This window comes from Streptomyces niveiscabiei (assembly GCF_033794345.1).
Lineage (GTDB): Bacteria > Actinomycetota > Actinomycetes > Streptomycetales > Streptomycetaceae > Streptomyces > Streptomyces niveiscabiei.
In genome coordinates this window covers 191,603-215,882 of record NZ_JARAYJ010000009.1, presented here as the reverse complement: position 1 = coordinate 215,882, position 24,280 = coordinate 191,603, and the positions used below count along the sequence as shown (strand labels likewise).

At 71.2% G+C, this 24,280-nt stretch carries 20 protein-coding genes, 1 tRNA gene and 1 pseudogene; 6 read left to right on the top strand and 16 right to left on the bottom strand.

Going from position 1 to position 24,280, the window contains the following annotated elements; genetic code table 11:
* The first annotated feature begins 41 nt into the window (after positions 1 to 41).
* Positions 42 to 112 (top strand) — tRNA-Gly (locus PV682_RS15695).
* Between the two features lie 130 nt (positions 113 to 242).
* Positions 243 to 431 (top strand): hypothetical protein, encoded by a 189-nt coding sequence (locus tag PV682_RS15690; RefSeq protein WP_319730106.1) that lies wholly within the window; start codon positions 243 to 245, stop codon positions 429 to 431.
* A gap of 415 nt (positions 432 to 846) precedes the next feature.
* Here PV682_RS15690 and PV682_RS15685 read toward each other — a convergent pair whose 3' ends face one another.
* Positions 847 to 1,110 (bottom strand): response regulator transcription factor, encoded by a 264-nt coding sequence (locus PV682_RS15685; RefSeq protein WP_319730103.1) that lies wholly within the window; start codon positions 1,108 to 1,110, stop codon positions 847 to 849.
* 35 nt (positions 1,111 to 1,145) lie between these two features.
* A complete protein-coding gene (locus PV682_RS15680) occupies positions 1,146 to 3,395 on the bottom strand; it encodes an ATP-binding protein (RefSeq protein ID WP_319730100.1) in 2,250 nt (749 codons plus the stop codon).
* Positions 3,396 to 4,071: 676 nt separating this feature from the next.
* Between PV682_RS15680 and PV682_RS15675 the strand changes: the two genes are divergently transcribed.
* The gene (locus PV682_RS15675; RefSeq protein WP_319730098.1) at positions 4,072 to 6,180 is read left to right on the top strand and encodes a protein kinase domain-containing protein; all 2,109 of its coding nucleotides are present in this window, start codon (positions 4,072 to 4,074) and stop codon (positions 6,178 to 6,180) included.
* Between the two features lie 218 nt (positions 6,181 to 6,398).
* Positions 6,399 to 7,193 carry a polysaccharide deacetylase family protein gene (locus PV682_RS15670; protein ID WP_319730095.1) on the top strand — a complete coding sequence of 265 codons (795 nt, stop codon included), beginning with the start codon at positions 6,399 to 6,401 and terminating at the stop codon, positions 7,191 to 7,193.
* 69 nt (positions 7,194 to 7,262) lie between these two features.
* Here PV682_RS15670 and PV682_RS15665 read toward each other — a convergent pair whose 3' ends face one another.
* A complete protein-coding gene (locus PV682_RS15665; RefSeq protein ID WP_319730091.1) occupies positions 7,263 to 8,606 on the bottom strand; it encodes a BTAD domain-containing putative transcriptional regulator in 1,344 nt (447 codons plus the stop codon).
* Between the two features lie 86 nt (positions 8,607 to 8,692).
* Here PV682_RS15665 and PV682_RS15660 point away from each other — a divergent pair, with 86 nt between their 5' ends.
* Positions 8,693 to 9,196: a hypothetical protein gene (locus PV682_RS15660; protein WP_319730089.1), complete on the top strand. Its 504-nt coding sequence runs from the start codon at positions 8,693 to 8,695 to the stop codon at positions 9,194 to 9,196.
* Between the two features lie 74 nt (positions 9,197 to 9,270).
* Here the strand turns inward: PV682_RS15660 and PV682_RS44335 are convergent.
* From PV682_RS44335 to PV682_RS15650, 3 genes and pseudogenes are all read right to left on the bottom strand, one after another.
* Positions 9,271 to 9,636: pseudogene (locus PV682_RS44335) on the bottom strand (GtrA family protein); the annotation flags it as partial.
* A gap of 197 nt (positions 9,637 to 9,833) precedes the next feature.
* Positions 9,834 to 10,502 (bottom strand): hypothetical protein, encoded by a 669-nt coding sequence (locus PV682_RS15655; protein WP_319730087.1) that lies wholly within the window; start codon positions 10,500 to 10,502, stop codon positions 9,834 to 9,836.
* A complete protein-coding gene (locus PV682_RS15650) occupies positions 10,492 to 11,034 on the bottom strand; it encodes a SigE family RNA polymerase sigma factor (protein WP_319730084.1) in 543 nt (180 codons plus the stop codon). The genes PV682_RS15655 and PV682_RS15650 overlap by 11 nt, the downstream gene beginning before the upstream one ends.
* A 159-nt stretch (positions 11,035 to 11,193) precedes the next feature.
* Here PV682_RS15650 and PV682_RS15645 point away from each other — a divergent pair, with 159 nt between their 5' ends.
* Complete coding sequence (locus tag PV682_RS15645) at positions 11,194 to 11,712, top strand: RICIN domain-containing protein (protein ID WP_319730082.1); 519 nt, start codon at positions 11,194 to 11,196, stop codon at positions 11,710 to 11,712.
* Positions 11,713 to 11,774: 62 nt separating this feature from the next.
* Here PV682_RS15645 and PV682_RS15640 read toward each other — a convergent pair whose 3' ends face one another.
* The 10 genes from PV682_RS15640 to PV682_RS15595 form a co-directional block, all read right to left on the bottom strand.
* A complete protein-coding gene (locus PV682_RS15640) occupies positions 11,775 to 12,848 on the bottom strand; it encodes an SGNH/GDSL hydrolase family protein (protein ID WP_319730205.1) in 1,074 nt (357 codons plus the stop codon).
* 210 nt (positions 12,849 to 13,058) lie between these two features.
* Positions 13,059 to 13,694: an HAD family hydrolase gene (locus PV682_RS15635; RefSeq protein ID WP_319730080.1), complete on the bottom strand. Its 636-nt coding sequence runs from the start codon at positions 13,692 to 13,694 to the stop codon at positions 13,059 to 13,061.
* 98 nt (positions 13,695 to 13,792) lie between these two features.
* Positions 13,793 to 15,418, bottom strand: coding sequence for a serine/threonine-protein kinase (locus PV682_RS15630; RefSeq protein ID WP_319730079.1), 1,626 nt, complete (start codon positions 15,416 to 15,418; stop codon positions 13,793 to 13,795).
* Positions 15,419 to 15,614: 196 nt separating this feature from the next.
* A complete protein-coding gene (locus tag PV682_RS15625) occupies positions 15,615 to 18,554 on the bottom strand; it encodes a golvesin C-terminal-like domain-containing protein (protein ID WP_407705680.1) in 2,940 nt (979 codons plus the stop codon).
* Between the two features lie 309 nt (positions 18,555 to 18,863).
* Positions 18,864 to 19,547, bottom strand: a complete 684-nt coding sequence (locus PV682_RS15620; RefSeq protein ID WP_319730073.1) for a response regulator transcription factor — start codon at positions 19,545 to 19,547, stop codon at positions 18,864 to 18,866.
* Between the two features lie 15 nt (positions 19,548 to 19,562).
* Complete coding sequence (locus PV682_RS15615) at positions 19,563 to 20,195, bottom strand: potassium-transporting ATPase subunit C (protein ID WP_319730071.1); 633 nt, start codon at positions 20,193 to 20,195, stop codon at positions 19,563 to 19,565.
* A 24-nt stretch (positions 20,196 to 20,219) separates the two neighbouring features.
* Positions 20,220 to 22,334: a potassium-transporting ATPase subunit KdpB gene (kdpB, locus tag PV682_RS15610; protein WP_319730069.1), complete on the bottom strand. Its 2,115-nt coding sequence runs from the start codon at positions 22,332 to 22,334 to the stop codon at positions 20,220 to 20,222.
* On the bottom strand, positions 22,331 to 23,995 hold the full coding sequence (kdpA, locus tag PV682_RS15605) for a potassium-transporting ATPase subunit KdpA (RefSeq protein ID WP_319730067.1): 1,665 nt from the start codon (positions 23,993 to 23,995) through the stop codon (positions 22,331 to 22,333). Before kdpA ends, kdpB begins: the two co-directional genes overlap by 4 nt.
* A 6-nt stretch (positions 23,996 to 24,001) precedes the next feature.
* Positions 24,002 to 24,091 (bottom strand): K(+)-transporting ATPase subunit F, encoded by a 90-nt coding sequence (gene kdpF, locus PV682_RS15600; protein WP_010351568.1) that lies wholly within the window; start codon positions 24,089 to 24,091, stop codon positions 24,002 to 24,004.
* Positions 24,088 to 24,273, bottom strand: a complete 186-nt coding sequence (locus PV682_RS15595; protein ID WP_133258202.1) for a hypothetical protein — start codon at positions 24,271 to 24,273, stop codon at positions 24,088 to 24,090. The genes kdpF and PV682_RS15595 overlap by 4 nt, the downstream gene beginning before the upstream one ends.
* Positions 24,274 to 24,280: the final 7 nt, after the last annotated feature.

The following is a 24,280-nucleotide window of genomic DNA, read 5'->3' as shown; positions in this document are numbered from 1 at the left end:
ACGGAGCAGTCGCCCACCGGATCCCTCCGGGGCGAATTTGTGCGGGTGTAGTTTAATGGTAGAACATCAGCTTCCCAAGCTGAGAGCGCGAGTTCGATTCTCGTCACCCGCTTTTTGAGATGGCTCAGGTTTAGCGACCTGGGCCTTTTTGTTGTGTGTGTCGATTCCATTGTTTCGGGCCGGAGGGATGCTGGCCGGGGTTGTCCCCGGCTCGGTGGAGGAGTACCGAGAGGTAGGCGAGCTTGGGCGGGCGAGTAGGTCGCCCGCCGGGGAGTCGGCGCGTCGAGCGCGACTACCGGGAGCTGAAGCGGGTCCTGGGCCTGGCCCGGACCGACGCCAGCCCTGCCCTTCACCGCGACCGCAACATCCGCCCCGGCTGCGCCGATCTCACCGAACGCCGCTACAAGTCGCTCGCCGGACACGGTGGATAGCCCTGCTGCCGCCATGCGTCCGCCCGCCCGGGCGAGACGGTCAGGGGCAGCGTGGAGGAGCAGGAGCAGCCCGGGGCTGTCGCTGTCGTGGCCGATGATGTCGTGGTAGGCGCTGCCCTGACCGGCGCTGCCCTGCCCCGAGCTGTCGTTCAGGATCGTGAGGAGGATTCCGGTGATCCCTGAGGCCGGGTGGCTCGGGGACACCACGAGGAGCTGGCCTGCCAGGAGGACCGACCGTTTCCTTGTGGACGCGGACCCGATGATGGGCGCGGGGTGCGGCCCGGCTCATGCGCCGGTCCACCCGGTTCCCGGGGCCGGGTGGTACGGCGGTACGGCGGTACGGCGACCGCGTACGGCGCGCCCCGGCCCCGCCGCCCCAGCCGCGACCAGCGGATGGCTGGGCTGGGCTGGTTCCCTACGGTGACGAGGTGGCCGTACCGGCCCGCGCCGGGCTCTCGACGCACCCGGCCTCGGCCCACCAGGCCGCGATCTGGGCGCGGCACGTGAAGCCGAGTCTGGCCCTGATGTTCTCGACGTGGCGGTCGGCGGTACGCGGTGACAGGCTGAGCTCGGCGGCGACCTGACGGTTGGTCATGCCCTGGGCCACGAGCGCGGCGACTTCCCGTTCCCTGCGGCTCAGGGGGTTCGACGCGGGGGCGTCCCGCTCCCCCGAGCTCAAGGCGGCCGACGCAATGGCGTCCCGCCCTCTGCGGCTCAAGGGGTCCGGCGCGACGGCGTCCCGCTCCCCGAGCTCAAGGCGACCGACGCAATGGCGTCCCGCCCCCTCCGCCGGCCCGGGACGAGGGCGTCCCGCCCCGCGTCGTCCAGCGCGAGGGCGATCGCGCGGGCCGGGCTGTCGTACCGGGCGCCTTCCGCGAGGGCCCTCTCGTAGCCGGCCGGGCCCAGGGCGGAGGCGACCGCGTGCTCGCAGCGCGCCCGGTGCCCGCCGAGTTCGGAGACGGGGCCGTCGTCGATGTCCCGGGTCAGGGCGTGTACGGCGCCCAGCAGCCGCGCCGCGCGCTCGTGGTCGCCCCGGGACGCGGTGATCCAGGTGAACACCTGGAGGGCCACCGCGGTCCCGGCGTGGTCGTTGAAGCCGCGCAGGGTCTCCAGCGCGGCCCGCGTCAGGGCCGTACCCTCCTCCCGGTCGCCGTGTGCCCACAGGACGTAGCCCAGCGCCCACTGCGCGTACGCCCCGTACAGCCGCTCCCCGGACGCTTCCGCGAGCCGCGCCGCGCGTCTGCCGGACTCCTCCGCCGCGCGCGGGTCGCCGAGGCAGACCTGTGCGATCACCAGCTGGAACAGCCAGAGCAGGGCCTGTGGTCCGTCGCCCGCCGACTCGTGGGCGGCCAGCGCCGCCTCGTACAGGGGCGCGGCCTGTGCCATCCGCCCCTGGAAGGCCGCCGACGCGCCGCGGTAGCCGAGGACGTACGGCCGGACCGACGGGTCGCCCAGCCGTTCGCCGAGTTCCTCGGCCTCGTCGAGCCGGCGGTCGGCCGTCGCGAAGTCTCCTTGCAGGATCGCCACCCAGGCGGCGGCCCACAGCGCCCCGGCCCGGGCGGGGGTGGGTTCGGGGGCCGCCGCGAGGAGGCGGTCGAACTGGCGGCGGCCCTCGCTGAGGAAACCGTCGGCGCACCAGTGGAAGCGGAGGGCTGTGGCCAGGCGGAGAGCGTCCTGCGCGTCGGCGGGATCGGTGGTGTGGGGCAGGGCCGGTTCTTCGGACGGTGCCGGGGCGGGGCCTGCTTGGACCGGGCCTCCCGGTACGGGGCCTCCCGGTACGGGCCCGGTCGCGCGTACGTGTGCGCTCGCCCCGAAGTCCAGCGCCGCCAGGAAGTTGCGGTGCTCGGTGCGCATCCGGGCCAGCGCCTCCCGCTGGCCCGGGCCGAGCCAGGCGGCGGCGGTGCGCTCGGCGAGGGCGCGGAAGAAGTCGCGGTGCCGGTGCAGCAGGGGCCGTTCCTCACCCGACGCGGCGAGCCGGGACCTGCCGTACGTACGGATGGTTTCCAGCAGCCGGTAGCGGGGCATGCCGTCGCGTTCGCAGGTGAGTACGACGGACTGGGCCACGAGCCGGTCGAGCAGGTCCAGCACCTCGTGCGCGGCGATGCCGTCTCCCGTACAGACCGTTTCGGCGGCGTCCAGGCCGAAGCCGCCGGCGAAGACCGACAGCCGGTTCCACAGCAGTCGCTCGGCGGGTGTGCACAGCTCGTAGCTCCACTCGATCATCCCGCGCAGGGAGCGCTGGCGTGGGGATGTGCCCCGGCAGCCGCCGGTGAGGAGCGCGAAGCGGTCCTCCAGGAGCTCGACGACCTGTTCGACGGTCAGCGTCCGCAACCGCGACGCGGCGAGTTCGATGGCCAGGGGCAGCCCGTCGAGGGCGGCGCACAGCCGGGTGGCGCGGGCCCGGTCGGCTCCGGTGAGGCGGAAGTCCGGGCGGATGGCGGTGGCGCGCTGCCGCAGCAGTTCGACCGCCTCGTCCGGGATCGACAGCGGCGGGACGACGAAGACGTTCTCGCCGGTGACGCCCAGCGTCTGGCGGCTCGTCGCGAGGACGCGCAGTTCCGGGCAGGCCGACAGCAGCGTCTTCGCCAGGCCGGCGGACGCGTCGATCACGTGCTCGCAGTTGTCCAGGACGATCAGCGCGCGGTGGCGGGCCAGGTGGTCCGTGAGCCGGTCGAGGGCGGGTCTGGCGGTGCGGTCCGGGAGGCGGAGCGCGTCCGCGGTCGCGGCGGCCACCGCCGACGGGTCCCGTACGGCGGCCAGCTCGACCAGCCAGACTCCGTCCGGGAACGCCTTGCGGGAGGCCGCCGCGGCGGTGAGCGCCAGTCGGGTCTTGCCCGCGCCGCCCGCGCCGGTGAGCGTCACGAGGCGGCCTGCGGCCAGCAGGCGGCGGATCTCGGCGGTCTCGGCGCGTCTGCCGACGAAGCTGTTGAGGGCGGTGGGCAGGTTGCCGGCGACAGGGATCACGCTGCTCACGGTCCACCCTCGCGTAATGTCGTACAAATACGACTTGAGGTTAGCAAGGGGTGGGGGTATGGGGGGGTGTGATGTTCATGGCATGGCTCTGCGCGAGAGTGGCTTCGCTGTGGCAGGGGGCCAAGGCGGGTACGGGGGGTGAGGGGGGTACGGAGGTGAGGGGGGTACGGGAGCTGAGGCCGAGCTCGGCCGGGAGGGTCTCGACCTGTCCGTCGGCCTCGTCCAGTCGCCGGTCGGCCGTCGATCCCTGAGCCCAGAACAGCTCCCCGAATCAAAGCAGTTGGGGAGACGGCGGGCCAACTCCCGTATATTCGCTCGCCGGTCGGGCGCAGCCCACGTACCGTCGCGCGCCGGAGACAGCTGTGCCGGAACGGGGGACCGTGAGCAGGAGACGCTACGTCGCCAGGGGCTTGCCGGGTGGCTACCGAATCTGGGACAACCGGGGGGCGCAGAAGCGGTAGGCGTCGGAGAAGTCAACCGAACCCGGCGGAAGAACAGTTCACCCGGGACGGCCTCAACGCGCCTGCGCGATCCACGACTTGGCGCCGCGAAGGGACGCCCACAGCCTCCACCCCTCCCCCGCCACCCTCCACCCGTCCGCCCCCGGAACCCCAGGCCCTACTGTGATCCCCGTGACCCCACCCGCCCCGGGAGAGAATGACCGGCGATGACACCCCTGAGTACCGGGGACCCGGAGTCCATAGGCGGGTACACCCTGCTCGGGCGGCTCGGGGCGGGTGGGATGGGGGTCGTGTATCTGGGGGTGTCCGCGTCGGGACGGCAGGTCGCGGTGAAGCTCGTGCGCGGGGCGTACGCGCAGGAGGAGGAGTTCCACACCCGCTTCCGGCAGGAGATCGCGGCGGCCCGCCGGGTGAGCGGCGCGTTCACCGCGCCGGTCGTGGACGCGGACCCGGACGCGGAGCGCCCGTGGATGGCGACGCTGTACGTGCCGGGCCGTAGTCTCGCCGAAGTCGTCCGGCAGGAAGGCCCGTTGGGGCCGGGCGAGGTGCGCACGCTGGGGCTGGGCCTGACGGAGGCGCTGCGGGACATCCACCGGGTGGGCCTGGTGCACCGGGACCTCAAGCCGGGGAACGTCCTGATGACGGAGGACGGCCCGCGCGTCATCGACTTCGGGATCTCGCGGGCGGCCGATCACCAGAGCCTGACCACGACGGGCCGGATGATCGGTACGCCGCCCTTCATGTCGCCGGAGCAGATGGCGTCGCCCCGGGACGTCACCCCGGCCTCGGACGTGTTCTCGCTGGGTTCGCTGCTGGTGTTCGCGGCGGTGGGCGCGGGCCCGTTCGACTCGGAGAGCCCGTACATCACGGGGTACCAGGTGGCGTTCGGGGCGCCCGACCTCACCGGGGTACCCGGTGAACTCCTGAGTACGATCGAACGCTGCCTGGCCAAGGACCCCGCCGAACGCCCGGACCTGGCGGACGTACAGCGCATGCTGAAGGCGCTCCCGGAGGACGTACCCGGCTCCACCGCCCCCAAGAGCCGCCCGATACCCCGGAGTTCACCCACGACGGTCCCGGTGAAGACCTCGACCGGTACGGGCCGCAAGCGCCGACGTACGAGGCTGCTGCTCGCCACCCTCGGCGCGGTACTGGCCGTCACGGGTACGACATACCTGACGAGCCGGGACCCCGAAGGCACGGCGAGTACTAGTACCACCCCTACCCCAGAGCTACCCGCCGGATGGAAGCCCTGGCAGGTAGCTCTCCGGTACGAGGTCAAGGGCATCCCTCTCGAGTACGACAACCCGGCGTGCGTGACGGAGAGCGGCGCCCTCTACTGCGGGGGTACGGGGTTCACGACCGCCAGGGTCGACGCGGCGTCCGGCAGGGTCGCGTGGCGGACCGGAACCCGCCCGCAGGGGGCGGGGCCGATCGGCGTACGCGGCGGAGTCGTCTACACCTACGAGCAGCCGGCGGACCGGACCAGACGCGTGGTGGCACTCGACTCCCGTACGGGCGAAGCGCGTTGGCGGCGTGACATCAACACGGCCGCGCGGGCGGTGCTGTACGACGGCGGGTTGCTGGCCCTGTCCCCGGACGCCTCGGAGTTCGTCGCGTACGGCCCCACGGGCGCGGAGTTGTGGCGGGCGCCGTCGCTGGACGAGTACTGCACCCCGGCGGCGCTGGGCGGCGTGCCGTACGCCCTGTGCGAGCAGGGCACCGAGCCCGGGCAGGCGCCGGTCGAGCTGATGCGGGCCGAGCCCGGCAGCCTGTCCACGACCGCCACCCTGCCGAAGAAGGCGCTGGCGCTCGGCGCGGTCGGCGGACAGCCCTTGTTCCTCGCGCCGCAGACCGCCGAGGACGTGTACGAGTCCGGGTACGAGCGGCCGTACGACGCGCTGCTGCGGGTGGACCCGGCGACCGGTCGCGTCACCCGGGTCCCGCTGGCTCGCGCGCTGACCGGTACGGCGACCCTGATCGGCGGCGTCGTCTACTTCGTCCGGTCCGACGGGTCGGTCACGGCGGTGTCGGCGGCCGACGGGAAGCGGCTCTGGCAGCGGGTGACGGACGTGGAGAGCCTGTCCGCGCCGGTGGTGTCGACGCGGTACGGGAGGGTGTACTTCGCCAACCGCTACGGGCGGTTGCTGGCGCTCGACAGCCGTACGGGGGCGGAGGTATGGGCTACCTCGGCGCTACCGGACCCCGGGGACAAGGTGCAGGGGTATCCCCCTCAGGTACTACTCGTCGACGACGCGATCGTGGGGATGGCGGGGGACACGGCGTTCTCGCGGGGGCCGGACGGGCGGGGGTGAGGGCGGGGGTGACGGCGGGGGCCTTCGCGCCGGGCCGGCCTTCCCGCTGAGCGGGACCTCACGCTGAGGGGGCCTTCCCGCTGAACGGGCCCTGTTCCCCCATGTCCCCGAACTCCCCCGGAAATGTCCGCGGTCCGTAACGGAGGGATCCCGCGGGCGCCGGACTCCGTCATGCCAGGTGGTTGCGGGGAGACACCGGCGAGGAGAGCGGGGCGGACATGGCGCGGCACAACGGTGGGCGGGGCTGGTACGGCAAGATGGTCGGGGCCGCGCTCGGCGTGACGCTGCTGGCGGCGGGCACGGCGGCATGGACCGCGCAGGCGGGCCCGGCGACGAACGGGGCGTCGGGCAAGGCGAGTTCGGCGCCGAAGGCGAGCGCGCCGGCGTCACCGGGCAGTCAGGCCAAGGCAGTCGACGTCAGCATCGTGCACGCGTCGGACGCGGGCCCGCGCGGCGTGAACATCACCATCGACGACGGCCCCGACCCGGTGTGGACGCCCCACATGCTCGACATATTGCGCGAGTTCGACGTGAAGGCGACGTTCTGCATGGTGGGGACGCAGGCGCGGGCGCACCCCGACATGGTGAAGAAGGTCGTCGCCGCCGGGCACCGGCTGTGCGACCACACCGTCTCGCACGACACCGGCATGGACAAGAAGTCCGAGGCGTACCAGTCGCGGCAGATCCTCGACGCCGAGCGCATGATCACCGAGGCGTCCGGGGGCGTACGGCCGATGTACTACCGGGCGCCGGGCGGCGCGTTCACCCCCTACAGCCGCAAGCTCGCCGCCTCGCACGGCATGCGTCCGCTGGGCTGGAACGTCGACACGAAGGACTTCGAGCGGCCCGGCACGGACGCCATCGTGGCCACGGTGGAACGGGAGTTGCCGAACGGGCCGACCCTGCTCTTCCACGACGCGGGCGGGGACCGGTCGCAGACGGTGGCAGCGCTGCGGCGGGTGCTGCCGCAGCTCAAGCAGGAGGGGTACGTGTTCGGGTTCCCGGTGCGGTGAGGGCAGGGGGGGTACGGGGTACGTCCGGGGTACCCCGTACCCCGGAGGTACCTCCTGCGTACCTCCGGGTCAGCACCCGCCGGGCCTCCGGTCGCCCCCGCACGTCGCCAGGCTGCACCACCTGCGTCGCCCGCTCGCGTCGAGGAAGAGCCAGCCGCACGCCTCTCCCGGGCAGGCCCGGACCGTGAAGTGGCGCGGATCGGCGAGGAGTTCGGCCGCGCTGTGCGCGACCGCGTGGAGCGGGAGGCGCAGGCCGGCCGAGGGGGCGGGCTGCCAGCGGGCCAGGCCGAGTTCGTCGCGGGTGAGACGTGAGCGAGCCGCGGCGGCCTCCGCCGTACGGGCCACCGCCGCGAAGGCGGAGCCGTCATGACGGTCCGTCAGACAGGTGTAGAGGTCCGCGCGGAATCGGTGCGCCTCCGCCAGTACGGCCGCCGCCTCCGCCGGTTCGCGAAGGGCCTGTTCGCGCAGGCGGGTGACCGACCGGCCGCCGATCAGGTCGAGATGGCCCGCCCAGACGGCGAAGGACGCGTAGGTGCGCAGCCACTCGGCACCCGGGAGGCGGGGTCCGGTCCAGCCGGCGTACGTGTTGCAGAACTCCAGCGCGGGGTGGCCGCCGGTGTTCCAGGGGAGCCACTGGTCGTCGACGCGTACGGCGTACACCGGGCCCGGGGGCCGGTCGAGCCGGTGGTCGCCGTGCAGGATGCGGTCGTGGAGGGTCTGGAGTTCCGGGCCCGGTTCCACGCCGTACCCGGTGGCCAGCGCTGTGCGCGTGGCGAGGTACAGGCCGAGGGCGTCGCTCTGGCGGCCCACCCGGTAGAGGGCGGTCATCTGGGTGGCGATCAGGCGTTCCCGGTCCGGATGGTGCTCGGCGAGGGGGGACAGGTCGGCCACGACCTCGTCGTACCGGCCCCTCTCCAGCAGTACGCGCGCCCTCGACTCCACGGCGGTGAGGCGCAGTTCGGTGAGGGGCGGGGCGAGGCGGCTGCGGAGGTGGTCGTCGGCGGTGCCGGCCAGGAGGGGGCCGCGCCACAGGGCGAGGGCCCGGCCGTAGAGGCGGGCCCGTTCCTCGGGGTCCCCGGTGTCGGACGCCTGCCGGGTGAGGGCGGTGAACCGCTGGGTGTCGAGGGTGTGCGGGCCCTGTTCGAGGGTGTAGCCGTCGTGCCGGGTCTCGATCCTCACCCCGTACGGCGTGAGAGCTACCCGCAGTCGTCCCACGTAGGTATGGACGGTGGCGCGCGCGGAGGCGGGAGCCTCGGTGCCCCACAGGAGGTCGACGAGGCGGTCGGTCGTCACGGGGTGGTCCGCGTGCAGCAGGAGGATCGCGAGGAGGGCGCGTTCCTGACGGCGGTTGCCGACCCGCACAGGCCGTCCCTCGTGGTGGGCGGTGAACGGGCCGAGCAGGTGGAACTCCATGGTGTCCGGAGCCTAGTTGGTGAGGGTGTGGTCAGGAGGCCCCGGGAGGGTGGGGGTACGACAGACCGTCCGACACGAGGAGAGTCATGCGCCGAACCGCACTCGCGCCGTTGGTACTTGCCGCCACCCTGCTGGGGGCGCCGGCCGCGCACGCGGACACCGGTTGGGAGCCGGCGCCGTCCGCGCCGTGGGACGTCGCCGCCGGGGTGCGGTGCCGCTTCCCCGTGCACGGCGAGCCCGTCGTCGACGAGGTGGTGCGCCGGGTGCTGGCGACCCGGCCCGACGGCACCGCCCAACGCATCGCCTACCGGGGCAAGTTGGTCGTCCGGCTCACGAACACCGAGACCGGTTCCTTCTACGACGCCGATGTGAGCGGCACGGCGCTCGTCGAACTCCGGGACGACGGCGGCCAGTTGTGGAAGGTGCGCGGCCCTGTGCTGGTGGGCGTCGGCGAGGGGAACCTGCCGCGCGGCCTGTACGTCGTCGACGGGGTGTACACGCTGGACATCGACGCCGCCGGGCACAAGGCCGTGCACCTGGCGCGGGGGACGGTGGACGACCTCTGCGCGCGGATCGCCCGCGACGGCTGAGCAGAGGGCCGCCAACTCCCCTGCGCCGTACAGGAGTCCAGGCTGGGACGACGGTCCGCCGCGAACACGTGGAGGCGCAGGACGACGAAGCGGCCCAGGCCGGCCAAGCCGGAGGCCCCGAGGTAGACGGCCTGTTCGGTCAGCTCGCCGGAGGCGGGGTGCGTCAGGTGCAGGACGAACATCGCGGCGCCGGTCGCCAGATAGGCGGCGACGGCCGAGCCGGCCGACTGCCAGTGCTCCCGCCATCCGGCTCCACGCCCCTTGCGGAACGTGAGGCGCGCGTGGAGTTCGGTGCACAGCAGGGTGGAGGCGGCGGTGACGACCGCGTTCGCGACCACCCAGGGAACGAGCACGGCCAGCTGCGGCACCGCGAAGGAGCACAGGACCCCGACGCCACCACCGAGGACCACGAACCGCAGGAAGGAGGCGAGGGCCGGCATGGGGGTCTCCTTTTCCGAAGGTTCACGTTTCTTGTTTCGGAAAAGCTACGTTGCGTTAGAAGATTGAGCAACTGTCTTATTGCAATAGACGGGCATCATTGCAGCTCAGAGCAGAGAAATCGTTGCAATGGAGGGAAGTTCAACGCAACATACTGCGCCCGCAAGTGTTGCAATGGATGAGCCGTGAAGGCAAAGCCTCAGCGTTCCACGGAGAGGGCCTCTCCCAACTCCGCTTGCCCGTGGAACCACTTGGCGTCGGACTCGTTCAACGCGAGCCAGCCGTCCGCTTTTTCGTATGTGCCGATGCCTTCCGTGTTGTACGAGTCGGACGCGCCGATGTAGACGGGTCGCCCGTCGGCGTCGACGAGTTCGACCGCGAAGGCGATGACCGCGTTGTAGCGGGTGCCGTCGGTGGTGTTGGTGACGGTCACGGTCTTGGTGCCGGGTTTCCCGCCGACCGTCAACGGACCTTTGAGCGTGGGTGAGTTGTCGAAGCCGGAGGCCAGTTCCATGCGTCTGCCGCCGATGGTCAGGGTGCGGCCGGCGAGGTCGACGGTGCCGGTCGCGGGGACGGCCGAGGCGGGTGCGCCCGAACTCGCGGGCGAGGGCGGGGCGGTGGGGGCTGGGGCGGGGCCGGCCGTCCGGCCCGCGGCCGGGGGGCGGCTGCGGGGAGCGGGGTCGTCGGCGCCCCGGGTCAGGCCAACGGCCAGTAGCGCGACGGCCGATGCGGTGACGCCCAGAGCAACTGCCGTACGGCGCCTGGACCGTCGTACCGCGCGGGCGCGGATCGCCGGGCCGGGCAGTGGGGGCGGTGTCTCGTGGGCGGAGGCCAACTCGTGGAGTGCGCGGGAGAGTTCATCCGACACGGCCGTTCTCCTTCCTGGCCGTGCCACCTCGGGCGGCGCCGCGTGCGGCGTCCCGTGCTTCGTCCACCGCGAGGTGTCTCGCCAGGGTCGCGCGGCCCCGGGCGAGTCTGGCCTTGACCGTGCCCACCGGCGCGCCCGTCTCGGAGGCTACCTGCTCGACGCTCAGGTCGCACAGGTGGTGCAGGACGATCGCCATCCGCTGGGGCGCGGGGAGTTGGCGCAGCGCGGCGACCAGCGCGGTGCGGTCGGGGCCGGGGCCCGGCGCGGTCTCGGGCGGCGGGGTGCGGCGCGCCAGCTCCAGCCGGCGGCGCGCCCGGCGCCAGCGGCTGATCGCGAGGCGCATCGCGACCGTACGGACCCACGCCTCCGGCGCCTCGTCGGCGAGGAGGTCCCGGCGGCGGTTCCAGGCGCGTACGAACGCCTCCTGGACGACGTCCTGCGCCTCCCCGTGGTCCCCGGTGAACGCCGTGAGCTGGCCGGTCAGCCGGGGGAACGCGGTCGCGTAGAACGCGTCGAACTCGTCCTCGGTCATGCCGCCGCCGGAAGTCTGGAAGTGCCGTGCAACCTGACCGTCCTCGCCGTGCGTACAGGTTCCGTAGGTCGCGTACATCGAAACACAACCCAAGTGGAAGACGGCGCACGCCAGTTCGCGGCTCCCTGCACTGCCCCCCATTCGAGAAGGAACCGAACGATGAACAGGCACCTCGTGCCGAAGTCCCGTGCTTTCAGCCTCCGTTGGTACGCCGGGCTCTTCGCCGTGGCCCTCTCCCTCGCGATGGCCCTCGTCAGCGCCTCCCCCGCGTCCGCCGCCATCGGCACCGACCTGCTGCGCAACTGGGAGACCGGGCGCTGCCTCGACAGCAACGGCAACGGTGACGTCTACACCCTGCCCTGCCGGCCGGGGAACGCGTACCAGACCTGGACCGTCGACTTCTACCGCCACAGCGACTACGACGAAGTCACCATCCGCAACAACGCGACCGGCCGCTGCCTCTACTGGGCCGACACCAGCGTCCGCACCGCCCCCTGCACCTCCTCCGGCGACTGGGGCCACAACCTCAGCATCTGGCGTGCCGTGGGCTCCGGTTGGGACAACGTCCAGCTCACCGACGCGGGCGGCGGCCGGTGCCTCGACAGCAACCGGGCAGGAAACGCCTACCTGTTGGGGTGCAACGGGGGCGGGTTCCAGAGGTGGAAGCTGGGCTTCTGAGCCGGGCTCCCGTCCGGGTGCGGCGGGTCGCAGGGGTGACCGGCCGCACCCGGGGTGTGGCTCTACCAGCGCAGGCCGAGTGCCGAGACCCGGTCGAGGAGCAGGGCCGACAGGGTGCGGTGGTCCTGGGCCGAGGGGTGCCAGTCGCAGGCCAGGAGGTCCAAGGGGACATCGCCGTAGTACCAGTGGTGGACGCGGGGGTCGCCCTGGGTATGACGGGTACGGGTGATGCGTTCGACGGTCTCACGGTAGGGGGCGGAGACCTGGGTGGAGCTGAGGAGGAGGCGGGGGCGGGGGCCGTAGCGGGCCCGGAGCCGGTCCAGGAAGCCGTGGTAGGCGGTCTCGAACGCCGTGACCAGCTCCTCCTGCGTCGTCCAGGGCTCACCCGGGTGGAGCGGGGTGGAGAAGTCGTTGATGCCGAGACCTACGACGATGAGCTGCGGGCGCCAGCTCGGCGGCCGGCGCCAGACGTCGCCGTCGACGTTCAGCAGCGCACGGTCGTAGTACGTCCGGTAGTCCGTGCCGGGGCTGGTACCGGCGTAGTTGCGGACCATGCCCCGGCCCGAGAAGGCGTTGATCTGGTAGTCCGCGTCGAGCGCTCTCGCGGTCAGCGCCCCGAAGGACAGGTCGGCGTTCGTGTTCCGGTCCACGCCCCCGACGGCCGAGCAGTCGCGGACGCCGGAGACATTCCCGTACCCGGCGGTGAAGGAGTCCCCGATGTACTCGATCTGCCGGCGCCGGGCACGCGGCGCGGGCAGGATCGCACCGCCACGCACGGCCACGAACCCCCCGAACTTCCCTACCGCCCACGGGCTTTCGGTCCGCTTCACGAGCCGCACGCGGTGTACGCCGTCGGCGAGACCGCTGATCCGGGCGGTGGTCCGGCCCGGGGTCACCAGGGTCGTCACGGTCGTGCCGTCGATCTGTACGTCGTAGTCGTTGACGGAGTCGTCGAGCACGACGCCCACTCCGGTCCCTGTGAAGCGGGCCTCGAAGTAGACGCCGGGCCAGGTGAATTGGACGAACCCGTCGGGGCCCGGAGTGGTCCGGCCCACCGTGTGGAACCGGGTCGGGGCGGCGGTGGCCCGCGCGGGGGCGGCGACGGCGGCCACCGCTCCCGCGAGGGTCGCGGCCATCAACGTCCGGCGGGACACGGGGAGTTGAGGCAAGGGGCGGTGGAACAAGGGGAGTTGCGGCAAGGGGCGTCGGGATCCAGAAGGCATGTGATCGTCCTCGGCTGACGAGTCGGATGCGGGAGCGCTCCCACAGGGGCCTTGTTCAAGGTGACCGCGCCGGATCAAGGCGTCAATGCCCGCGTCGGCGATCGTCGGCCCGCGTAGGGCGCGTCAGCCCGCCAACACCCCCTCGCCGACGAGGACTTGAGCAGCCGCCTCGACGCCCGTCCACACGTGCGCGCGCCAGCCGTGCGCGCGTGCCGACTCGACGTTCACGGGGCGGTCGTCGAAGAAGATCACGTCGGACGGCGGTCGCCCGAAGTGCCGGTCGGCGCTGCGGTAGACCTGGGGGTCCGGTTTCATGAGCCCGAGGTCGCAGGAGAAGACGAGCGTCTCGAACCGCGCGCTCCACGCGGCCCGCCGGACGGCCGCCGCCAGGGACGCGGGCGCGTTGGACAGCACGCCGAGGGGGGTTCCGTGCCGGGCGAGCCGGTCCAGGAGGTCCGCCGAGTCGTCGGCGAGCACGGCCCAGGCGGCGGTGTCGATCCGGTCCAGCCGCTCGATCCACCCGGCGTCGAACGTCCGGCCCAGGGCCTCGCCGATCAGACTCCAGTACCGGGTGGGGGTCCCTCCGAGGTCGTACGGGTCCCGGTGGGCCCAGTAGAGGGCGGCGAACTCCTCCTCGGGGAGGTCCAGCGCCTCGGCGAGTGCGGTGAGGGCCTGCCCGGAGGGGGCCAGGACGCCGCCGAGGTCCCAGACGACGAGGGGGGCGTGCGGGGCTGCGGGGGAGCTTCGGGGTCGTTCCACGTGCGGATGATAGTGAGGGGGCGGGAAGCGCGGGGCGCCCGCTGGAGGAGGTAGTTCTGGAGAGGTAGCTCCCCGGAGCTACCTCCGGGGAGGTAGTCCTAGCGGGTCGGCCAGACCGTGAGGTCTCCGGTCAGGAAGTTGCTCCCGCTGTCGGGCAGGTAGGTCGACTTGATCTGGATCACGAGCATGCCGATGGCTCCGGAACGGTGCTTGACGCAGATCCGGCTCCCCTCCGCCACGACGACGAGCGGGAGTTCGCTGCTGCGCGTACTGGACCCCGCGAGGTAATGGCGGCATTCCTCATAGGAATTGGTCGGCTCGACCGGGAAGAAACTCATCGCGCTGGTGCCGCTGCGCAAGGTGCAGCGGGAGTTGCCGCACACGAGCCGGATGTCCCCCTTGCGGTCGTCGCGCTGCCCCTGCGCGTCGAGGCTGATCGAGTTCTTCTCGTCCAGCCTCACCAGGGGATGCGCGACCGCTTCCGGCGGGCCGGAGACCGGCTGCTCGGCCGATCCCGCCGCCTCGCCACCGGCGGCCCCGTCCGGGAGGGCCTTCTCCGACGCGTCTTTCCCCGAGGCCGACGGCGAGGGCGTGGCCGAGGAGGACGCACCGTCCCTGCCGCGGTTCAGTTCCGAGATCTCCGACCCCAGCCATGCCAGCGCCGCCAGCAGCGGAACGGCCATCAGCGCGCCGACGCCCGCGATCAGCCGCGTACGGCGCCGCCCTGCCCGTAGTACCTCGGAGGGATGTCGTACTTCTGAGGGGCGTAGTACTTCGGGGGGAGGCGCCCACGGGCTGGTGGCCGAGAGGGTCGGGACGAGCGTGGGCTCGGGCACCGGCACCGGTGGCCCCACCACGTCACGCCATACCTCCGGTCCCCCGGAGGTATCAGCCTCGGGTCCCAGTTCCCGCCGGCACCAGGCGACGACCTCCGCGGGGGTGGCCCGCTCCTCGGGGTCGGCGGCCAGGCACCGCGCGAGGACCGGCCGGAGCTGTTCGGGCAGCGCCGACAGGTCGGGGGCGGAGTTCACGATCCGGTACATCACGTTGAGCGCGGTACCGCTCCCGTACAACGGCTCCCCGAGTGCGGCGAACGCCACGGTCTGGCCGAGGGAGAACACGTCGGCCGCCGGGGTGATCTCACCGGCCGACGCCTGTTCCGGTGCCATGAACTGCGGTGTGCCGATGGTGGCGCCCTGCGTGGTGTGCACGGTGCTGTCGGGGGCCGTCGATATCCCGAAGTCGATGACCCGGGGCCCGTCGGAGGCGAGCAGGACATTGGACGGCTTCAAGTCCCGGTGGACGACGCCGACTTCGTGGATGGCCTGGAGCGCCTCGGCGACCCCGGCCATCAGCCACAGCACCGCCGGCACCGGCAACGCCCCGCGCCGGGCGACGAGTTGGGACAGCGACGGCCCGGGCACGTAGAGCGTGGCGAGCCAGGGCGGTACGCCGTCCGCGTCGGCGTCGACCAACTCCGCGGTGTACGCGCCCCGTACGCGACGAGCGGCCTTCACCTCGCGGTGGAACCGCTTCCTGAAGACGGGGTCGTCGGACAGCTCCGGCCGCACGACCTTGACCGCCACGGCCCGGCCGCCCCGCGTGTACGCCAGATAGACCCGCCCCATGCCTCCGGCACCCAGCCGCGCCACCAGCCGGTATCCGCCCGCTACTTGAGGGTCGTCCCGCTGGAGCGCCTCGAATCCGCCGCCCTCGTTCCCCAAGGCCGTCCATCCCCCCTGCTGTTCGAACGATCAGCAGGAGCCTAAGGGGCGGACGACCCCGACAGGTCCAGCGGGCTGTCGCACCAGCTGCTCACGCGCCGGATTCCGGGCCCGCGCACGGCGGAGGCCGGGGAAGGGCGTTCCCTTCCCCGGCCTCGGTGGCACCCCCTACCGGGGTGCTACGGGTACGGGGGTACTACGGGGTGACCGCGTCCGACGGCGTACCGGCCTGCGGGACGAAGGCCAGCGCGTCCCAGGCGATCGCCGCGTCACCCGTGCCGTCGGCCGTGGCCGAGCTGAGGGAGACGCTGGGGGTCCCCCGGAAGTCGTACGACCCCAGGGAGAGCCAGGTGTTCTTGCCTCCGGTGTCCTGCGAGACCGTCTTCTCCAGGACCGTGCCGTCACCGAGGTCGATGCGGTAGGTCGCCGACGGGGTGTCGGCCTGGTGGTCGGGCAGGTGGACCATGACCCGGGCCCAGCCCTTCAGGGTGCGGTCGGGCGTCCAGGTGCCGGTGACGACCGAGTCCGTGAAGGTCGGCACCCGGGTGTGGGTGAGCCAGAAGTGCCCGCCGAACCCGGCCCCGAGCTGATGGAAGTCGATCTTCGAGGGGTAGACCGTCGCCCCGTTCTGCACGGCCGAGCCGAAGGTGAACGTCAGCGTGCCCCGGCTGACCCAGTTCCGCTTCCCCGCGCAGGGGTTGGCGGACCCGACGCGGAACTTCACGGTGTTCGGGACGTCGTCGACGATCAGCGCGTTCGGCGGGAGGGTGGAGGCGCAGGCCGCCGGGTGGGCCGGCGTGACCTTCGGCTCCGGGTCGGTCGCCTCATACGTGAGTACCTCGGTACCACAGGTCTTCGCACAGTCGGTCCAGGTCACCGGCTTGTTCCACCAGCACTTGAAGTCGTCGCGCTGACAGGGTCCCACCGGCTGGGTCGAGCCGGGTACCTGGTGCGGCTTGCTGGTGTCGCAGCTGTTGACGTCCGGCGCGCAGAACGTGTCGTGCGCGGGCTGCGCGTCCGGCGCGTTGCCGGTCGGCCAGGAGCCGACGGTGAACTGGGGGACGGGCTTGCCGGTCTCCGGGTCGTTCTTCTGGAGGGAGTACGCCGCCCAGCCCATCACCCTTTCGGGGTAGGTCCACAGGTTGGGGGTACGTGAGTCCCCGTACCCGGAGGAGAGGAACATCTTCCGGTCCGCCGGGTAGAGGCCGTTGGCCGGGTTGTTGAACCAGCCGAGGCCCCAGGGTGCCGAACTGTCCGTCGTACTGGGCAGGTTGAAGCCGCTGTTGTACGCCCAGAGCGCGAACCACCAGTTCTCCAGGTACTGCGGGTCGCCGCCGTTGGCGAGTACGCCGTTGTCGTGGAGCTGGTTCCACTTGTCCTGGAGGATGCGCAGCCCGGCGGCGATGTTCGCCGCGTAGTCGACGGTGATCGCCTTCTGCTGCTCAGGGGTGAAGGTCGTCGTGTCGGACTTCGCCATGCCGCTGGTGACCTGCGCGATGCCGTAACCGCAGTCCGCACCGGCCCAGTTGATGGTGTGGACGCTGCCGGCGTTGCCGTAGTAGCCGCCTTGGACGAAGTTGCCGCTCTCGCCCGCGGACGCCCTCGTCGTGGCCTGCACGAGGTTGGACTCCTGCGCGAGGACGCCGAGCATGATCTGCGCGGGAACCCGTCCGCCGCCCTTGAGCTGGAGCGGCGGGAACATGCCCTGCGGGGTGTACGACGCGAGGTCGGCGCCGTTCCAGCCCTTGCGGCGGCGCACGTCGAGCCTGCCCTGGACGGCGAGGTCGGTCGCCCACTCGACCATCTGCGGGGAGGGCTGGAGGGACTGGAGGTCCGGGTCGTTGCGGGTGACCGCGCAGGCGCGGTCGGGGTCGGTCGTGGAGTGGGCGGGGTCGTCGGCCGGGGGCTGTCCGCCGGTCCGGGTGCCCACGGGCTCCGTGCGGACGCTGTCGGTGTGCACACCGGTGCCCGAACTCGCCTTGCCCGCACCGGACTTGGGGCCACCGAGCGCCGGTGACCGCGTCAGCCCCTGCGCCACCTGGAGCGCCTCGGGCTGCACGCGGAACGCGAAGTCGGCGCCGGTACCGGTCGCGAGGGCGTCGATGCCGACGGGCTGGGCGGTCCCGGTGTCCGCGACCGCGCCGGGCTCGGCGCCCGCCGCTTCGGTGCCGCTGCCGACGCCGGTCAGCGCGAGGGCGCCCTTCGTGGACACCTCGGCGGAGGCGGGTACGTCGTCCAGGGTCCGCCAACTCGTCGGCAGATCCGCCTTCTTGAGCTTGTCGCCCGCGTCGGCCCCGGTGACGAAGACCTGCCCGCCGGTCCCGTGCACCGCGAGGGTGCCGAGCGCGCCCGAACCGAGCACGCGGTCGGTTCCGTCGGCGGTCACGCGACGGACCTGAACTGCCTTGTCCCCGGAGGGCACTTGGTAGGCGAGACCGGTCTGCGCGTCCGGCACGAGCCGGAACGGCCTGCCGCCGGCCCGGGCGAGCGTACGGACGTCGCCCTTGCCGTTCACGGAGACGACGGAGTCGCCGGACGAGGCGGCGATCCCGGTCCCGAAGGGCACGGCCGAGGTCAACTGCCCTGCCACGGACTGCTGTCGGACGATCCTGCCCTGTCCGGCGTCGACGGTCAGCAGCTGGGTGTCGTCGCCCTGCGGCCGGGTCAGCACGGCCTGTTCGCCGTCGCCGCAGCCGGGGTTGAAGTAGGCGAGGGAGACCAGTTCGGGAAGCTTGGTCACCGCGCCGTCGCTCAGGTCGACCACGGCGGCGAACGCGCCTTCCTGGAAGCCCTGTTGGTCGTTGGCGGCCTGGCGGGGCGCGTAGACGACGACCGCCTTGTCGCCCGAACCCGTCACGCAGGTCTGCCCGATCCACTGGTCGGTGTCGATACCGGGCTCGGAGAGTGTGGCGGCGGTGCGCCAGGCGTAGGCGTGTGCGGAGTCGGCGACGAGGACGTGGAATCCGGTCGCGTCACCGTCGTAGGTCACCATCCGGTCGCCCGACTTCCGCCAGTTCGACGGGAGTTGGGAGGTGTCCGTGACCCGGTCCGGCGGGGCGGCGCCATCGGGCGACGACGGCCCGCTCAGCGTCGCCGAGGCGAGAGGGGCGACGATCGCCGTGGCGAGCACCGACATCACGCCGGCCGCCGCTATCCGTCCCCGCCTGCTTTTCGGCACCTGCCAGCGGTGCCTTCCTCCTGTGTTCTCACGAAAGACGCGCAAGGGTATTCCGTTTCCGTCCAGATGCGGTACGCGCATCGGCGAAGGTCTGGTGGCCGCACAGCACAGGGGGCCGGGGCCGATGAAACGGAAGTTATCAGTCCACTATGACCGGATCGGACCGGAGATTGCTGTACCGATCGGTATCCACGAAACATCCACGGGCGGCAGGAAAACCACCCGGAAACCTTGAACAAGCCGTATACCCACGCCCCCCGTACCGGCTCACCCCTCGAAGCGGTACCCCATCCCCGGCTCGGTGATGAGGAAGCGGGGGTGGGAGGGGTCCGTCTCCAGTTTCCGGCGGAGCTGGGCCATGTAGACGCGCAGATAGTTGGTCTTGTTGCCCCGAGTGATACCCCAGACCTCCTGGAGGAGGTACTTCTGGGTGACGAGGCGGCCGGGGTGGGTGACGAGGATCTCCAGGAGGTGCCACTCGGTCGGCGTAAGCCTCACGTCCCGGCCCCCGCGTACGACCTTCTTGGCGAGGAGGTCGATGGTGAAGGCGTCCGTCTCCACCCGGGTGGACTCGGGAGCCAGCGGCGTCTCCTCCGTACGGCGGACGGCGGCCCGCAGACGGGCCAGCAGCTCGTCCATGCTGAACGGCTTGATGACGTAGTCGTCCGCCCCCGCGTCCAGCGCCGCCACCTTGTCCTCCGAGGCCTGCCGGGCCGACAGGACCATGACCGGTACGCGCGTCCACAGGCGCAGCGCCCTGACGACCTCGACGCCGTCCATGTCGGGCAGGCCGAGGTCCAGCAGGACGACGTCCGGCGGGCGGGCGGCGGCGAGGCGCAGGGCCGTCGTGCCGTCGGGGGCGGCGTCGACGTCGTAGCGCCGTGCCTGGAGGTTGATCACGAGGGCTCGGACGAGCTGCGGGTCGTCCTCGACCACCAGCACCCGCGTCATCTCAGTGCGCCTTCCTCACTGCCGGGCCACCAGTGCCTTGAGAGCGATGTTGAGTTGGAGAACGTTGACCCGGGGGTCTCCGATGAAGCCGAGGGTGCGGCCCTCGGTGTGGTCGTCGACCAGCTTCTCGACCGCCGCGAGCGGCAGGTGGTTGTTCAACGCCACGCGGTGGACCTGGAGTTCGGCGTACGCCGGGGAGATGTCGGGGTCGAGGCCCGAGCCGGAGGAGGTGACCGCGTCGGCGGGTACGTCCGACGGCTTCACCGTGTACCCCGGCACCGAGTTGTCCTTGACGACCTTCGCCTTCGCGTCGTCGACCTGCTTGAGCAGCGTCCCGCTGTCGGCGGACAGGTTCGTCGCGCCCGAAAGCAGCAGCTTGTAGCGGGTGTTGACGGAGTTCTCGCCGAGGCCGTTCGCGGGCCGCCCCTGGAAGTAGTCGAGGCTGTAGCCCTGTTGGCCGATGAGCGACGAACCAGCCACTTTTCCTTGGGACTTGACCTCGGAGCCGTTGGCCTTGCCGTGGAAGGCGGCCTGGGCGATCCCCGTCACCACCAGCGGGTAGACCACACCGGTCACCACGGTCAGCACGAGCAGCGCCCGCAGGGCTGCGAACAGCAACCGGGCTGTATTGGTAAGGGAGTTGTTCATCGCTGTCAGCACGCTTTCAAAAAGTTACAGCCCGGGGACGAGGGAGATGAGGAGGTCGATGAGTTTGATGCCGATGAACGGCGCGATCAGCCCGCCGAGTCCGTAGACCGTGAGGTTGCGGCGCAGCAACCTGTCGGCGCTGACGGGCCGGTAGCGCACGCCCTTCAGGGAGAGCGGCACGAGCGCGATGATGATCAGCGCGTTGAAGATGACGGCCGACAGGATCGCGGAGTTCGGCGAGGACAGGTCCATGATGTTGAGCTTGTCCAGGCCCGGGTAGACGGCCGCGAACAGCGCCGGGATGATCGCGAAGTACTTCGCGACGTCGTTGGCGATCGAGAACGTCGTCAACGCGCCCCGGGTGATGAGGAGTTGCTTGCCGATCTCGACGATCTCGATCAGCTTGGTCGGGTCGGAGTCGAGGTCGACCATGTTGCCGGCCTCCTTCGCGGCCGACGTACCGGTGTTCATCGCGACGCCGACGTCGGCCTGTGCGAGGGCGGGGGCGTCGTTGGTGCCGTCGCCGGTCATCGCGACCAGCTTGCCGCCCGCCTGCTCCCGTTTGATCAGCGCCATCTTGTCCTCGGGCGTGGCCTCGGCGAGGAAGTCGTCGACCCCGGCCTCGTCCGCGATCGCCTTGGCGGTCAGCGGGTTGTCGCCCGTGATCATCACCGTGCGGATGCCCATCCGGCGCAGTTCCTCGAACCGCTCCCGCATGCCGTCCTTGACGACGTCCTTGAGGTGGATGACGCCCAACACCCGTGCCCCGTCGGTGTCTTCGACGGCGACCAGCAGCGGGGTGCCGCCCGCCTGGGAGATGCGGTCGGTCAACTCCTGGGCGTCGGCGGCGACTTCACCGCCCTGTTCGCGAACCCAGGCCACGACGGAGGCCGTTGCGCCCTTGCGGACCTTGCGGCCGTCCAGGTCGACGCCCGACATCCGGGTCTGCGCCGTGAAGGCGATCCACTCGGCGTGGCTCAACTCCCCTTCGTGGCGCTCCCGCAGCCCGTACTTCTCCTTGGCGAGGACGACGATGGAGCGGCCCTCAGGGGTCTCGTCGGCCAGCGACGACAGCTGCGCGGCGTCGGCGACCTCGGCCTCGGTCGTACCGCGCACCGGCACGAACTCGGCCGCCCTGCGGTTGCCGTAGGTGATGGTGCCGGTCTTGTCGAGCAGCAGCGTCGAGACGTCCCCGGCGGCTTCAACTGCCCTGCCGGACATGGCGAGTACGTTGCGCTGCACGAGCCGGTCCATGCCGGCGATGCCGATCGCGGAGAGCAGCGCGCCGATCGTCGTCGGGATCAGGCAGACGAGGAGCGCGACCAGGACGACCATCGTCAGATGGGTGCCCGCGTAGGTGGCGAACGGCGGGAGCGTGGCGCAGGCGAGCAGGAAGACGATGGTCAGCGAGGCGAGCAGGATGTTCAGCGCGATCTCGTTGGGCGTCTTCTGCCGGGCCGCGCCCTCGACGAGATTGATCATCCGGTCGATGAACGTCTCGCCGGGCTTCGTCGTGATCTTGATGACGATGCGGTCGGAGAGGACCTTCGTCCCGCCCGTGACGGCGGAGCGGTCGCCGCCCGACTCCCGTATGACAGGGGCCGATTCACCGGTGATCGCCGACTCGTCGACCGAGGCGACACCTTCGACGACGTCGCCGTCACCGGGGATGACGTCACCCGCCTCGCAGACGACGAGATCCCCGATCTTCAGCTCCGTGCCCGGGACTTGAGTCCCGTCGACCTTGCGCGCGACCGTGTCGGTCTTGGCCTTGCGCAGCGTGTCGGCCTGCGCCTTGCCGCGTCCTTCGGCGACCGCCTCCGCGAGGTTGGCGAAGACGACGGTCAGCCACAGCCACACGCTGATCGTCCAACCGAACCAGTCTGTCGGGTCCTTGAAGGAGAAGACGGTCGTCAGCACCGACCCGATCCACACCACGAACATCACGGGCGACTTGACCATCACCCGCGGATCGAGCTTGCGGACCGCCTCCGGCAGCGACTTCAGCAACTGCTTCGGGTCGAACAGCCCTGCGCCCACCCGGTTTTGGGCGGGGTCCCGGCCGGCCGGCGCGTCCTGGTGGGGTGCGAGGGTGGGAGTGGACATCGCGTCCTCTTGGTCCTTCGTACGAGTCGTCATGACGCCAGCCCCTCCGCCAGCGGTCCCAGCGCCAGCGCCGGGAAGTAGGTCAGCCCCGTGATGATGAGGATCGCGCCGACCAACAGGCCGGTGAACAAGGGCTTTTCGGTGCGCAGCGTGCCCGCCGTCGCCGGTACGGGGCGCTGCTCGGCGAGCGAGCCGGCCAGTGCCAGCACGAACACCATCGGCAGGAACCGCCCAAGTGCCATGGCCAGCGCGGTCGTTGTGTTGTACCAGTCGGTGTTGGCGTTGAGTCCGGCGAACGCGGAGCCGTTGTTGTTCGCGGCCGACGTGAACGCGTACAGCACCTCGGAGAAGCCGTGCGCACCGGAGTTGAGCATCGAGTGCGGGGGCGTCGACATCGCCATCGACACGGCCGTGAACACCAGGACCAGCGCCGGGGTGACGAGGATGTAGCAGGCGGCGAGCTTGATCTCGCGGGCGCCGATCTTCTTGCCGAGGTACTCGGGCGTACGGCCGACCATCAGGCCGGCGATGAACACCGCGATGATCGCCATGATCAGCATGCCGTAGAGGCCGGAGCCGGTGCCGCCGGGCGCGATCTCGCCCAGCATCATGCCGAGCATCGCGATGCCGCCGCCGAGGCCGGTGAAGGACGAGTGGAAGGAGTCCACCGCACCGGTCGAGGTGAGCGTCGTCGACACCGCGAAGAGGGACGATCCGCCGACCCCGAAGCGCACCTCCTTGCCCTCCAGCGCGCCGCCCGCCGCCTCCAACGCCGGTCCGTGGTGGGCGAATTCGGTCCACATCATCAGCGCGACGAAGCCGACCCAGATGGCGGCCATCGTCGCGAGGATCGCGTAGCCCTGCTTCACCGAGCCGACTATGACGCCGAACGTCCGGGTCAGCGAGAACGGGATGACGAGGATCAGGAAGATCTCGAAGAGGTTGGTGAACGGCGTCGGATTCTCAAAGGGGTGCGCCGAGTTGGCGTTGAAGTAGCCGCCGCCGTTGGTGCCGAGCTCCTTGATGGCCTCCTGCGAGGCGACCGCGCCGCCGTTCCACTGCTGGGAACCCCCCATGAACTGACCGACTTCATGGATGCCGGAGAAGTTCTGGATCACGCCGCAAGCGACGAGGACGACCGCCGCGATTGCCGCGCCGGGGAGCAGGATGCGGGTGACGCCGCGCACCAAGTCGGCCCAGAAGTTGCCGAGTTCACCGGTCCGCGAGCGCGCGAACCCGCGGACGAGTGCGACCGCGACCGCGATGCCGACGGCCGCGGAGACGAAGTTCTGCACGGCGAGCCCGGCCGTCTGCACGACGTGGCCCATGGTCTGTTCGCCGTAGTACGACTGCCAGTTGGTGTTCGTCACGAACGACACGGCCGTGTTGAACGACTGCGCCGGGTTCACCGAGTCGAAGCCCAGCGAGCCCGGCAGGATGCCCTGGAGGCGCTGGAGCAGGTACAGGAACAGCACGCCGACGGCCGAGAAGGCGAGGACGCCGCGCAGGTACGCGGGCCAGGTCATCTGCGTGTCGGGGTTGGCGCCGATGCCCTGGTAGATCCACCGCTCCACCCGCCAGTGCCGCTCGGCGGAGTAGACCTTGGCCATGTAGTTGCCGAGGGGGATGTAGGCGAGCGCCAACGCGCCTATGAGCGCGAGGAGTTGGAGCACCCCTGCGAGTACGGGACCCATGGGATCTCAGAACCTCTCCGGGAAGATCAGGGCGAGGACGAGATAGCCCAGCAGGGCGACGGCCACGATCAGGCCGACGACGTTCTCGACGGTCACAGCTTCGCCACCCCCTTGGCGGCGAGAGCCACCAGCGCGAACACCGCGACCGTGGTGACGACGAAGGCCAGGTCGGCCATCGCGAGCTCCTGAGAAGGATCGAATGCATCCGCAAGCGGATCGGACGCATTCGAGGAAACCTCCCGGACCGGCGGTTTCCGACCCCTCTTGACGGGTCCCATACGGCGC